The organism is Achromobacter animicus (assembly GCF_040775605.1).
GTDB classification, from domain to species: Bacteria; Pseudomonadota; Gammaproteobacteria; order Burkholderiales; family Burkholderiaceae_B; genus Achromobacter; species Achromobacter animicus.
Map to the genome: position 1 here is coordinate 5,312,796 of NZ_JAYGJK010000001.1, position 11,556 is coordinate 5,324,351.

Consider the following 11,556-nt stretch of genomic DNA (forward strand, 5'->3'; position numbering starts at 1 on the left):
AGGCGGCGGCCAGCGCTGCGCGCGCTGGCCGGCCGCTTCCCTTTGATTCATGTCCCGCAACACCGACCTCCTCCTGACCGCGCTCGCCCCCACGATCTGGGGCAGCACCTACGTCGTCACCACGCTGATGCTGCCGCCGGACTACCCGCTGACGGTCGCCATGCTGCGTGCCCTGCCCGCCGGCATCCTGCTGATGTTGTGGGTCCGTGCGCTGCCGCACGGCATCTGGTGGCTGCGCGTGTTCGTCCTTGGGGCGCTGAATTTTTCGGTGTTCTGGGCGTTGCTGTTCGTCGCCGCCTACCGCCTGCCGGGCGGGGTGGCGGCCACGCTCGGTGCGATCCAGCCATTGGTCGTGATCGCGCTGGCCCGGCTGCTGCTGGGCGCTCCGGTGCGCGGGCTGTCCGTGGTGGCGGCGTTGACGGGCCTGGCTGGCGTGGCGCTGCTGGTGCTGACGCCCAAGGCGGCGCTGGACCCCGTCGGCGTTGCAGCCGGGTTGGGCAGCGCGGCATCCATGGCGCTGGGCACCGTGCTGAGCCGCCGGTGGCAACCGCCTGTGTCCGCGCTGACCTTCACGTCGTGGCAATTGACGGCGGGCGGCATCCTGCTCGTGCCCGCAGCGCTGCTGGCCGAGGCGCCGCTGCCGACGTTCACGCTGGTCAACGTCATGGGCCTGGCTTGGCTGGGACTGATCGGCGCGGCGCTGACCTATGTGCTGTGGTTCCGCGGGGTGGCGCAGCTGGAACCCGCTGCGGTGTCGTCGCTGGGCTTTCTGAGTCCGCTGTCCGCCACGGTGCTGGGGTGGGCGATCCTGGGCCAAAGCCTGTCGCCGCTGCAATTGGCAGGCATGGGGGTGGTGGTGGGCAGCGTCTGGCTGAGCCAGCGCGCGCAACGTCAAACCGTGCCAGCGGTAGCGCCGCGGGCCACGCGCTAAGCCTCATATTTGTAACGCGCGGCCCCCACCCTGTACGGCAGATTTATTGCGGGTGAGGCGCCCCGCGCGCCGCCTCCATCTCTGCCCGCAACGACATCGCATCCGGCCGCATGGGCAGCGCCAGCCGCCCTTCGCGGTCGATGGCGCCCCATTCTCCGCCCGTGACATAACTGTGTTCGCCGTCGCGCGTGCGTTCGATGCGGCAACCCTTGCACACCGCGGCGAGACCGCCCTCGAAGCGGTCGACCCAGTCGTAAGGCGTGGCCAGCACGCGGTTGAGTTGCCGGTCGTAGTAGGCCATGCCGCCGGCCCACGGTCCGCGCGTCAGGCCTTCCTCGAAATCGTCGGCGCCGTTATCGAACGTGACCACGGCGACGGCGCGTCCGTCGGGCCGCACCCAGTGCCACGAGCCATTGGCCGTTGCGGGTGACAGGCCATCCTTGCTGAAATCCATGCGCGCCATGACGGCGGGACGGAATTCGACGCTACCGTTCGTGGCGCGGGCGCAGTGCTGGACGTGTTCGAGGGAGCCTTCCGCTTCCTTGTCCGCAAAGAAGCACGGAAGGTCGTATTCAAGGGCAGGGCCCGAGGTCAGGGCCAGCGAGGTAAGCAAGGCGGCAATCAGCATGCGGGGCATCCTAGCATGGCGGATTCGCGCTCATCCGCCCGTCTGATGCCCGGCAAATCCCGTCGGTCTTCAGAAATCCTCAAAGGCTGAAAGAAGCCGCGAGACCGCCTGCCGCCTCAATTCGCCGTGGCGCCAGAGTCCTTGACCGCCTTCGCCCACGCCGCGATCTCGGTCTGGATGAACTTGCCGAATTCGGCGGTGTTCACGCTGGAGGCGCGCGCGCCCTCTTCCAGCAGGCGCTGCTTGACCTCGGGCGAGGCCAGCGCGCCGGTCAACGCCTGATTCAGCTTGGCCACCACCGCGTCCGGCGTACCGGCCGGCGCAACGATGCCGTGCCAGGACACCGCCTGAAAGCCGGGCAAGCCGGATTCGGCCATCGTCAGCACGTCAGGCATCGCGGACGAACGCTCGGGCGACGTCACGGCCAATGCGCGCAGCGTGCCCGCCTTAACGTGCGGCAGGACGCCCGGAATGGTGGTGAACATGAAGTCGATCTGGCCGCCGATCAAGTCCGTGATCGCGGGGCTGCCGCCCTTGTACGGCACGTGCGTGAATTCCAGCTTGGCTTCGCTCTTGAACATCTCGCCCGCCAGGTGCCCCGGCGTGCCGGCGCCCGCCGAGCCCATGTTGGTCTTGTCGCCCTGCGAACGGATGAACGCGATCAGCTCCTGCACATTCTTGGCCTTGACGTTGGGGCCGACGATCAGCACGTTGGGCACGGTGGCCAGCAGCGTGACCGGCGTGAAGTCCTTGACCGCGTCGTACGAAATGCGCGAGTACAGCGACGGGTTGATGCCGTGCGTGCTGGCGGTGGCCAGCAGCAGCGTGTAGCCGTCAGGCGCGGCCGAGGCCACCTGCTTGGCGGCGATGGTGCCGTTGGCGCCGCCCTTGTTGTCGATCACGATCGTCTGGCCGAGCGTCTTGGCGGCTTCGGCGGCGACGGTGCGGGCCAGGATGTCGGACGTGCCGCCCGCCGAATGCGGGACGGCCAGCGTGATCGGCTTGGCGGGAAAGGTCTGGGCGTGCGCCGCCGGCAGGGCCGGGGTCAGACAGGCGGCCAGCGCGCAGCGCGCCAGCAAACGAGTGCGGAACATGGGAGTCTCCAGGGTTGTGGCCGGCTGCGGCGCCTCGAGCGGGCGCTGTCAGGCCGGCGGTAAGGCCGGTCCGATCAGTCCGAACCGAGCTGCAGCTTGTTGGGCTGGCGTTTTTCGATGGACCACTTCAAGAGCGCGGCCGAGCGGTAGATGCCATGGGCGAACTTGCCGTAGGGCAAGGTCAGGAACAACGCCATCACGACGCCAAGATGGATCGCCAGCAGCAGCGCCATCGCGCTGCCGTCGCGGCCAGCCAAGAGCGCCAGGCCCGTCGCGCTGGTCAGGAACAACAGCACGATGAAGCCCCGGTCCATCGGTTTCTGCGCCGCGTCGCCCTGCAGGGGATGGCGCTTGACATTCAGCCACAGCAAGCCGGCTGGCCCGATCAAGAGGCCGATGCCGCCCGCGGTGCCCAGCAGCACCGGCGCGCTCAGGATCGGATACGGCGCCTGCTGGTCCAGCAGATAGTGGTAAAGCGTGGCGACACACGTGGCTGCGAAACACAGCATGAAGCCGTAGAACGTGAAGTGGTGAAACCGCCGGCGCCACAGCGTGAAGGCGTCGTCGGCGTTGTTGCACCCCTTGCCGTGGCCGCCGTCCAGATAGCGCAGGCGCAGCGCGTCGTGCGCCGCCTCGGCCATCGCTGCGCCGGATGCCGCCCCCGGGCTGACGTTGCGCCAGAACCGCGTCACGCCCACCGCCAGCGCCAGCATCGAAAAGCCGAACACCACGCCAAACATCAGCGCCAGCGTGTTGTGCGGGAACACGGCGTAGAAATTGCCTGCCATCGGCTCGTGGAACAGGCCGCCCGCCATCACCACCGCCAGCACCAGGAACAGCGCCAGTCCGGCGGCCGTGGCCAGCGACAGCGCGAGGCCATTGCGCTTGTACAGCGTGCCCAGCGCCGCGGGCCACGCATAGTCGGTGTAGGTCTGCATCCGCACCTTGGCCATGGCCTGCGGCACGTTGACGGCGAACTCGTGCGGCGGCGCGTACTGGCACGCGTGCAGACAGGCGCCGCAGTTATGGCACAGGTTGGCCAGGTAGTTCAGGTCGGCCTTGCCGAATTCCAGGCGGCGCGTCATGGCGGGAAACACCGCGCAGAAACCCTCGCAGTAGCGGCAGGCGTTGCAGATCTGCATGACGCGCGCCACTTCGGTCTCGTCATCGGTCAGCGATTCCGTCAGCGGCTTGGCGCCCCTTGCATGAAAATGCACGGGCTGCTCGGCGGGCGCCGGAGTCGGGATATGTCCGGACTGGCTGGTGGAAAAGGACTGCGCCTCGCGGGCCAGGGCTTCAAGCTGCTTCACGGTGTGCTCCCGCAGGGTTCTGGCCGAGCGCCGCGGCAGCGGCGCGGGTGCCGGCAATGCGGCCGAAGGCCGTGCCGATGGACATGCCCACGCCTGCCGTGTATCCCTTGCCCAGCACGTTGCCGGCCATCATTTCGCCCGCGACAAAAAGGTTGTCGCTGGGCTGGTCGTTGAAACGGACCGCGGCGGTGTCGTCCACCTTCAGGCCCAGATAGGTAAAGGTGATGCCGGGACGCAGCGCATAGCCGTAGAACGGCGCGGTGTCGATGGGCCGCGCCCAGTGCGTCTTGGCGGGCGTCAGGCCTTCGGTATGGCAGTCGTCCAGCGCGGTGTGGTCGAACTTGCCCACACGGCAGGCCGCGTTGTAGTCCCCGACCGTCTTCTCGAAGGTGGCCGCATTCAGCCCCAGCTTCTCCGCCAGTTCGGGCAACGTATCGGCCTTCACGCCCGGAAACACCGGCGGCATGAAGCGGCCGATCGCCTTGGCGTCGATGATGGAATACGCGATCTGGCCGGGCTGCATGGCGGTCAGACGCCCCCAGATGGCGTAGCGCTTGGGCCAGAAGTCCTCGCCCTCGTCGTAGAAGCGCTCAGCGTCGCGGTTGACGACGACGCCCAGCGATACGCAATCGATGCGGGTGCAAATGCCGCCGTCGTACAGCGGCGCGCGGGCGTCGATGGCCACGCAATGCGATTGGGACGGGTCGCCGATGCCGTCGGCGCCGGCATCCAGCATGAATTTCAGCAGCACGCCCATGTTGAAGCGCGTGCCGCGGATCAAAAAGTTGTCGGCCGGCCATTCGCCGCGCTCGTTCTGGCCCCAGGCTTCGCGCAGCCATTCGCGGTTGGACTCGAAGCCGCCTGCGGCCAGCACACAGGCGCGGGCCTCGATGCGCTCGTCGCCAATGCGCGCGGCCACGAAGCGGCCGTTGTCCAGGTCCAGCGAATCGACCGGCGCGTTGTAGCGGATCTGCACACCCAGCGCTTCGGCGCTGCGGTAATAGGCGTTCACCAGCGCCTTGCCGCCGCCCATGAAGAACGCATTGGTGCGCGCCACGTGCAGCGCGCCCGACAGCGGCGGCTGGAAGTTCACGCCGTGGCGGCGCATCCAGTCGCGACAGGTGGAGGACTCGCGGATGACCAGCCGCGCCAGGTGTTCGTTGGTCAGCCCGCCCGTCACCTTGAGCAGGTCCTGCCAGTATTCTTCCTCGGGATACGCGTCGATCAGCACGTCCTGCGGCGCATCGTGCATGCAGCGCAGATTGCGCGTGTGCTGGGAATTTCCGCCCCGCCATTCCTTTGGCGCCGCTTCCAGCAGCAGCACGCTGGCGCCGGCTTCGCGCGCCATCAGGGCCGCGCACAGCGCCGCATTGCCCCCACCAATCACCAAGACGTCAACCATGCCATCTTCCCCAATTCAAGGGGCAGACTCTACGCAGCGGCGCGCCGCTGCGATATCAGGCAGGCGTCAACGGGTATTCACGATTCGTGAAGAGCGACCACCGCCCATTTGCCTTCGCGGGCCAGGGTGCGCGACACGTCGGCCATGACCAGCCGGGCCGCCAGCGCCGCGGGCGACAGTTCTTCGTCCGACAGGCTGGCCAGCAGGTTGGAGCGGAACAGGTGGGCATCGTCGATGCGCGCCATCTGCAACTGGCCGGGCGCGATGCGCGCGGTGGCCGAACTGGGCTGGATCGTCGCCGCGCCGCCCTGCTGCACCACGTCCATCAGCAGGGACAGGCCATCGACCTCGGCCACCACCCGGGGCGTGCGTCCCAGTTGCTGGAAGGCGTTGTTGACCAGCGCCCGCAGGCCGTGGCGTCCGCTGGGCAGCACCAGCGGCAGGTCGGCAATGGCTTCCAGCCGTGTCGTGTCACCAGCCGACACGCCGGGCATGCCGGGCCGGGCAAAGAGGAACAGGGGCTCGTCCAGCAGCGGCATCACGCTCCAGCGGCGCGCGGATTCGGCATGGAACACGATGGCCAGATCCAGCAGGCGGCCGTTGAGCATGTCGGTCAGGTGCCCGGACAGCGCTTCGACCAGATGCAGCCGGATGTCGGGGTAACGCGCATGCATGGCCTGCAGGAAGGGCGCGCCCAGCACCGCCGCCGTCGTGGACGGCAGGCCGACGCTGACGTGCCCGGCCAGCCGGGCCTGTTGCGCAGCCTGGACGGCGTCGTCGGCGTGGCGCAGGGCCAGCTGCGCCTGCCGGAAAAACGCCAGCCCCGCGTCCGTGGGCACCACGCCGCTGGCGCTGCGCTGCAACAGCCGAGTGGACAGTTCGCCTTCGAGACGGCTGATCTGCTGGCTGAGCGCCGACGTGACCATGCCGATCGACATGGCCGCCCGGCCGATGCTGCCGGCCTCGACCACGCGCACGAAGTAACGGAGCTGGCGCAGTTCCATCGATCAGCCCGGAATGGTCAGACCCTTGGCGACCGCGGGCCGCGCAACAAACGCGTCCAGCACGCGCGCGACGTTCTTGAACGACGAAAAGCCGACGAGGTCGCCGGCGTCATAGAAGCCCACCAGGTTGCGCACCCACGGGAAGATGGCGATGTCGGCGATGGTGTACTGGTCGCCCATCACCCAGTCGCGCCCTTCCAGGCGCTGGTCCAGCACGGCGAGCAGGCGCTTGGACTCGTCCACATAACGGTCGCGCGGGCGCTTGTCTTCATAGTCCTTGCCCGCGAACCGATGGAAAAAGCCCAGTTGGCCAAACATCGGTCCGATGCCGCCCATCTGGAACATCACCCATTGCAGCGTCTCGAAGCGACCCGCCGTGTCCGCCGGGATGAACTGGCCGGCCTTGCTGGCCAGGTAGACCAGGATCGCGCCGGACTCGAACAGGCCCAGCGGCTTGCCGTCCGGCCCGTTCGGGTCGAGGATGGCCGGGATCTTGTTGTTCGGGCTGAGCGACAGGAACTCGGGCGTGAACTGGTCCTTGGTATCGAAGGCGACCCGGTGGACTTCATAGGGCAGACCGGTTTCCTCGAGCATGATCGACGCCTTCACGCCGTTGGGCGTCGGCAGCGAATAGAGCTGGATGCGGTCGGGATGCTGGGCGGGCCACTTCTTGGTGATGGCAAAGGCGTCTAGGGAGGACATGCAGGGTATCTCCGGGGGAGGCGGGGTTGGGTGACGACAATCCTAGCGCAAAAGCCGGCGCAAACCCCACCGCAGCGCGGTCGCCGCGACGGCGATGGGCAGGACCAGGCGCCATTGCGCCAGAAACAGCTCGCGCGTGGCCTCGCCGGGGGCCCAGGTGTTGCCGAACACTTGCGGGGAAGGCGGCGCGAGGTACAGGACGAGCAGCGCGGCCGCAAACGTCGCCACGAGGCCCCAGGAGGAGGACTGGCGCAGCTTGGCCGGGCGCTCGGCCACGACCAGCATCAGCACACCAGCCAGGCCGGCCAGAACTGCCTGGGCGTAGAAATCGCGCGCCGAGAACATGTACGGCGCGTCGGGGACCACCCAGCAGAGGTCACCGGTCTGCAGCAAGGACGTCAGGCACGCGCCGAAAAGCGCGGCGGCAAAGGACAGGAGAGACAGGTCCAGGGCACGCAGAATGAGTTTGGACATGGGGCACGGCGAGGAAGGCGAAGGCGCGAGGATGCCACACGTTGACGCGGGCGCGGGGCTGTCAGCGGCGCAAAGACGCCACGCGCATCGGATCCCGCGGTCCGCTACGCATTCGGTTTGTGATGCACAATCCGGCTCGCGCTTGCGTCGCAGCGCCCTGCTTAGGCAGGCCATCTCCCCTACCGCCGTGGCAGCCCGCCGCGCCCGGCGCCACTGGCAGTCCCCATGAAGCACCCGCAGCACCGTTCCGGCCAACCCGCCTCGCCTGCCCTTCCTCATCGTTCGGGACGCCCCGCCTGGTTCGCATCGGCCTCGGCGTCATGCCTGGCGGCCGTGCTGGGACTGGCCGCGGCGGCCGCGCATGCAGCGGCTCCGGCAGGCACGGCGGCCGCGCAGGTGTCAGACACCCCAAGCCGCACGCGCAGCCTGACGTTGACGCTGATGGATGGCAATGGCCCCGCCCCCGCGCCGCATACGCCTTACCGCGTCTTCGTAACCGGCTCGAACGACGAGATTCTCGATACCCCTTCCGGCGATGGCATCCTGCATGGCGTCACCGACGCCGAAGGCCGCACGGCGCTGATCCGGACCTCGCTGCCGCATATGGAAGACGACTTCACCCTGATCCGCCGCATCGGCGACGGGCCTTGGGGGCACTTCTTCCAGTTGCAGCGCGGCGGCAGCACCGAGCCCTTGCCGGGCTGGCCGTACATCATGACCATGCCCCAGCGCTGGGGCGAACAATGGGTGGACCTGGGCTACACCACCCGGCAGGGCGCGACGGCCTACTTCAGCCACGACGTGCCGGCGGGTTCGGTGTCGCTGCATATCGATGCGGACGTCACGCGCGACAGCAAGTGCTTTGCGGAGCTGGACGCCGTCAACCGCAAGTTCGCGCAGCACGACGCGGACGGCGCCCGCGCGCTGATCGGCGCCATGCGCTGCACCCGCAGCGCCGAGCAGAAGCTGGACCTGGCCCGGCTGCTGCTGGCCGCTGGCCAAACCGATCTGGCGCGCCATTGGCTGCTGCAGACCCGGCAACGGCCGTTTCCGGACATGTTCAAGCCGGTTGACGACGCCGACCGGCGCAAGCGGCTTGAAGTGGAGCGCCTGCTCGGCATGCCCGATCTGGTGCTGGAGGATTCGAACGTCTTGCAGGCCCGGCAATCGATAAGGCACGCGGCCGGCGGAGTGGACCTGGCGAACAACACCGCCTATTACCTGGCGGACTTTCCAGACTACCTGCCGCAAGCGGAGGAACAGGCCCGCCGCTCGCTGGCGCGCGTCGGCCCGCGTCCGTACAACCAGGGCACGCTGGGCTGGATTCTGGCCCTGCGCGGCCAGACCGACGAAGGCCTGCGCCTGATGCGTCTTGCCTACCGCGACCTGCCGCGCGACGAAGAAATCGCGGCCGATTACGGCCTGGCGCTGTGGCGCAGCGGACAAAAAGACCTGGCGGCGCGGCTGTGGGACGAAGCGCAGCGCGAATGCGTGTGGGGCGTTCGCCTGCACGCGGCGCTGCGCGAAGCAGGCTACCCGCACCCGTACTTTCATCCCGCGGATTCCGACCCGGTGAACGCGTATCGCGCGCGTTGCGCAAAACCCCGGATCAAGGCGAAGACTGCGGGCCTATAATCCGCGCATACGCTGCAAGCCACGCGCCTGCTGAGGGGCAGACGCAGGAGACCTCCATGACATCCTCCCTGAAGCGCCTGCTTTCTCTTCTTGCCGCCACCCTGCTCCTGGCCGGTTGCGGCGCCGGCCCCGGCGGACCGCCGCACCCCGGCGCGGCAAATCCGTACAGCTCTGGCGGGTTCAACGACGCCGGGCCTGACTATCCCAACACGGGACGCTGACGCCGACGCACGACGACGGCCTCAATCCGCATAACAGCTTTGCGCTCGCGGGCCCCTCCCGCAGCGCCCGCCAACTCCTAGACTGCCTGCACATACCGCAGTCAAGGAGAAGGCTTTGCAGCCGCTGTTATCGAATCTCAAAGTGCTGGACCTGAGCCGCATCCTGGCCGGTCCCTGGGCCAGCCAAATCCTGGCCGACCTGGGCGCTGACGTCATCAAGGTCGAGCGGCCGGGCCAGGGCGACGACACGCGCTCCTGGGGCCCCCCGTTCCTGAAGGACGAACAAGGCCAGGACACCAAGGACGGCGCCTACTTCATTGCCACCAACCGCGGCAAGCGCTCCATCACGCTGGACCTGCAGACGCCGGAAGGCCAGGCGCTCGTCAAGGAACTGTGCCGCGATGCGGACGTGGTGCTGGAGAACTACAAGGTCGGCACGCTGGCGCGCATGGGGCTGGATTACGACACGCTCTCCAAGATCAATCCGCGCCTGGTGTACTGCTCTGTCACCGGATTCGGGCAGACCGGGCCACGCGCCGCCGAACCCGCTTACGACTTCCTGATCCAGGCCATGGGCGGCCTGATGAGCGTCACCGGCGAACGGGACGACAAGCCCGGCGGCGGTCCCCAGAAGGTCGGCGTGCCGATCGTGGACCTGACCACCGGCGTGTATGCCGCGCTGGGCATCGTGGCCGCGCTGCTGCGCCGCGCGCAGACCGGCCAGGGCGAATACATCGACGTCGCGATGCTGGACGTGCAGGTGGGCCTGCTGGCCAACCAGGCAATGAACTTCCTGTTGGGCAACAAGGTGCCGCGCCGCACCGGCACCGCGCATCCCAACATCCAGCCGCAGCGCACCTTTGCGTGCGCCGATGGCGACATCGTGATCGTGGTGGGCAACGACGGGCAGTTCGCCACGCTGTGCGACATGCTGGGCCAGCCCGCGCTGGCGCAGGACCCGCGTTTCATCACCAACAGCCAGCGCGTGCGCAATCAGGACACCCTGGACCCGATCCTGGACGCCATTTTCGTCACCCAGCCGCGCGCCCACTGGCTGGCGGCGCTGAAAAAGGCCGGCGTACCGGCGGGCTCCATCAATACCGTTCCCGAAGTCTTCGAAGACCCGCAGGTCGTGCATCGCGCCATGCTGCGTCGGCTGCCGCATCCGGCCGCGGGCTCGGTGCCGCAGGTGATGAACCCGCTGCGCTTTGGCAGCGCCACGCTGCGCGCCGACGCCGCCCCGCCGCAGTTGGGCCAGCACACCGCCGACGTGCTGGCGGAGCTGGGCCTGTCCGCCGAACAGATCCAGGACTATCGCGACCGCAAGATCATCTGAACAAAAAAGGAGAGAGACATGAGCATGCCGGAGAACCTGGCTGGACCCTACCGCGCGCTGGACGTCACGATCGCCGACGGGGTCGCCACCATCCTGCTGGCCAATCCGCCCGTGAACGCGCTCAGCACCGACATGATGAACGAGCTGTCATGGGTGCTGGACCGCATTTCGGAGACGCCCGAGGTGCGGGCGGTGGTGCTGTCGGGCCAGGGCAAGATCTTCTGCGCCGGCGCCGACCTGAAGAGCCGCGGCGAGACGATCAAGGGGCCGGGCGACCTGCCGCAGCATTCACGCCGCACGCGGGAGTGCTTTCATGCCATCCGTGAATGCGCCAAGCCCGTGGTGGGCGCGATCAACGGCGCGGCGCTGGGTGCGGGGCTGGCCATCGTGGCCTCTTGCGACATCCTGATCGCCGCGTCCACCGCCGTCGTGGGACTGCCGGAGATCAATGTCGGGCTGCTGGGCGGGGGCCGCCATGGCATGCGGCTCTTCGGCCACTCCCGCCTGCGCCGGATGATGCTGACCGGCCTGCGCGTCGACGGCGACGAGCTTTATCGCCTGGGCATCGTCGAAGCCGCCGTGCCCGCCGATGCGTTGATGGACCGCGCCATGGAACTGGCGCGCGAGCTGGCCTCCAAGAGTCCGCTGGCGACCGTGCTGGCCAAGCAGACCCTCAACGCCATCGAAGACATGAGCCTGCGCGACGGCTACCGCTACGAACAGGACATGACGGCGGCCATCGCCAAGACCGAGGACGCGCAGGAGGCGCGCCGCGCGTTCCTGGAAAAGCGCGCGCCGGTGTTCCAGGGCAAATAAGGG

The 11,556-nt window shown here is 68.2% G+C and carries 12 protein-coding genes; 5 read left to right on the forward strand and 7 right to left on the reverse strand.

The genetic code is table 11. The annotated features are described in order from the left end of the window. Nucleotides 1-49 precede the first annotated feature (49 nt). Nucleotides 50-931 carry an EamA family transporter gene (locus tag AB3147_RS24295; protein WP_367353184.1) on the forward strand — a complete coding sequence of 294 codons (882 nt, stop codon included), beginning with the start codon at nucleotides 50-52 and terminating at the stop codon, nucleotides 929-931. Nucleotides 932-974: 43 nt separating this feature from the next. Here the strand turns inward: AB3147_RS24295 and AB3147_RS24300 are convergent, their stop codons facing one another. The 7 genes from AB3147_RS24300 to AB3147_RS24330 form a co-directional block, all read right to left on the reverse strand. Beyond that, complete coding sequence (locus AB3147_RS24300; protein ID WP_239211389.1) at nucleotides 975-1,559, reverse strand: WG repeat-containing protein; 585 nt, start codon at nucleotides 1,557-1,559, stop codon at nucleotides 975-977. A gap of 116 nt (nucleotides 1,560-1,675) precedes the next feature. Further along, nucleotides 1,676-2,653, reverse strand: coding sequence for a Bug family tripartite tricarboxylate transporter substrate binding protein (locus tag AB3147_RS24305; RefSeq protein ID WP_367353185.1), 978 nt, complete (start codon nucleotides 2,651-2,653; stop codon nucleotides 1,676-1,678). Nucleotides 2,654-2,727: 74 nt separating this feature from the next. Then, entirely contained in the window at nucleotides 2,728-3,963 is a 1,236-nt protein-coding gene (tcuB, locus tag AB3147_RS24310) for a tricarballylate utilization 4Fe-4S protein TcuB (protein WP_367353186.1), read from the reverse strand. Further along, nucleotides 3,950-5,365: an FAD-dependent tricarballylate dehydrogenase TcuA gene (gene tcuA / locus AB3147_RS24315; protein WP_218342868.1), complete on the reverse strand. Its 1,416-nt coding sequence runs from the start codon at nucleotides 5,363-5,365 to the stop codon at nucleotides 3,950-3,952. Before tcuA ends, tcuB begins: the two co-directional genes overlap by 14 nt. A gap of 77 nt (nucleotides 5,366-5,442) precedes the next feature. Then, complete coding sequence (locus tag AB3147_RS24320; RefSeq protein WP_367353187.1) at nucleotides 5,443-6,369, reverse strand: LysR family transcriptional regulator; 927 nt, start codon at nucleotides 6,367-6,369, stop codon at nucleotides 5,443-5,445. A 3-nt stretch (nucleotides 6,370-6,372) separates the two neighbouring features. Beyond that, nucleotides 6,373-7,071 (reverse strand): glutathione binding-like protein, encoded by a 699-nt coding sequence (locus tag AB3147_RS24325; protein ID WP_175122464.1) that lies wholly within the window; start codon nucleotides 7,069-7,071, stop codon nucleotides 6,373-6,375. A gap of 42 nt (nucleotides 7,072-7,113) precedes the next feature. After that, nucleotides 7,114-7,545 carry a hypothetical protein gene (locus AB3147_RS24330; RefSeq protein ID WP_367353188.1) on the reverse strand — a complete coding sequence of 144 codons (432 nt, stop codon included), beginning with the start codon at nucleotides 7,543-7,545 and terminating at the stop codon, nucleotides 7,114-7,116. A gap of 225 nt (nucleotides 7,546-7,770) precedes the next feature. On the opposite strand from AB3147_RS24330, the gene AB3147_RS24335 reads away from it, so the two are divergent. From AB3147_RS24335 to AB3147_RS24350, 4 genes are all read left to right on the forward strand, one after another. After that, nucleotides 7,771-9,180 carry a tetratricopeptide repeat protein gene (locus tag AB3147_RS24335; protein ID WP_367353189.1) on the forward strand — a complete coding sequence of 470 codons (1,410 nt, stop codon included), beginning with the start codon at nucleotides 7,771-7,773 and terminating at the stop codon, nucleotides 9,178-9,180. A 56-nt stretch (nucleotides 9,181-9,236) separates the two neighbouring features. After that, nucleotides 9,237-9,401: a hypothetical protein gene (locus tag AB3147_RS24340; RefSeq protein ID WP_175122021.1), complete on the forward strand. Its 165-nt coding sequence runs from the start codon at nucleotides 9,237-9,239 to the stop codon at nucleotides 9,399-9,401. Between the two features lie 115 nt (nucleotides 9,402-9,516). Further along, nucleotides 9,517-10,737: a CaiB/BaiF CoA transferase family protein gene (locus AB3147_RS24345; protein WP_367353190.1), complete on the forward strand. Its 1,221-nt coding sequence runs from the start codon at nucleotides 9,517-9,519 to the stop codon at nucleotides 10,735-10,737. An 18-nt stretch (nucleotides 10,738-10,755) separates the two neighbouring features. Next, nucleotides 10,756-11,553 carry an enoyl-CoA hydratase/isomerase family protein gene (locus AB3147_RS24350; protein ID WP_175122461.1) on the forward strand — a complete coding sequence of 266 codons (798 nt, stop codon included), beginning with the start codon at nucleotides 10,756-10,758 and terminating at the stop codon, nucleotides 11,551-11,553. Nucleotides 11,554-11,556: the final 3 nt, after the last annotated feature.

Excerpts from the sequence above, each read along its gene's own strand:
- AB3147_RS24295 (WP_367353184.1), top strand. The coding sequence starts at position 50 with ATGTCCCGCAACACCGACCTCCTCCTGACCGCGCTCGCCCCCACGATC.
- AB3147_RS24300 (WP_239211389.1), bottom strand. The coding sequence starts at position 1,559 with ATGCTGATTGCCGCCTTGCTTACCTCGCTGGCCCTGACCTCGGGCCCT.
- AB3147_RS24305 (WP_367353185.1), bottom strand. The coding sequence starts at position 2,653 with ATGTTCCGCACTCGTTTGCTGGCGCGCTGCGCGCTGGCCGCCTGTCTG.
- tcuA (WP_218342868.1), bottom strand. The coding sequence starts at position 5,365 with ATGGTTGACGTCTTGGTGATTGGTGGGGGCAATGCGGCGCTGTGCGCG.
- AB3147_RS24320 (WP_367353187.1), bottom strand. The coding sequence starts at position 6,369 with ATGGAACTGCGCCAGCTCCGTTACTTCGTGCGCGTGGTCGAGGCCGGC.
- AB3147_RS24325 (WP_175122464.1), bottom strand. The coding sequence starts at position 7,071 with ATGTCCTCCCTAGACGCCTTTGCCATCACCAAGAAGTGGCCCGCCCAG.
- AB3147_RS24330 (WP_367353188.1), bottom strand. The coding sequence starts at position 7,545 with ATGTCCAAACTCATTCTGCGTGCCCTGGACCTGTCTCTCCTGTCCTTT.
- AB3147_RS24335 (WP_367353189.1), top strand. The coding sequence starts at position 7,771 with ATGAAGCACCCGCAGCACCGTTCCGGCCAACCCGCCTCGCCTGCCCTT.
- AB3147_RS24340 (WP_175122021.1), top strand. The coding sequence starts at position 9,237 with ATGACATCCTCCCTGAAGCGCCTGCTTTCTCTTCTTGCCGCCACCCTG.
- AB3147_RS24350 (WP_175122461.1), top strand. The coding sequence starts at position 10,756 with ATGAGCATGCCGGAGAACCTGGCTGGACCCTACCGCGCGCTGGACGTC.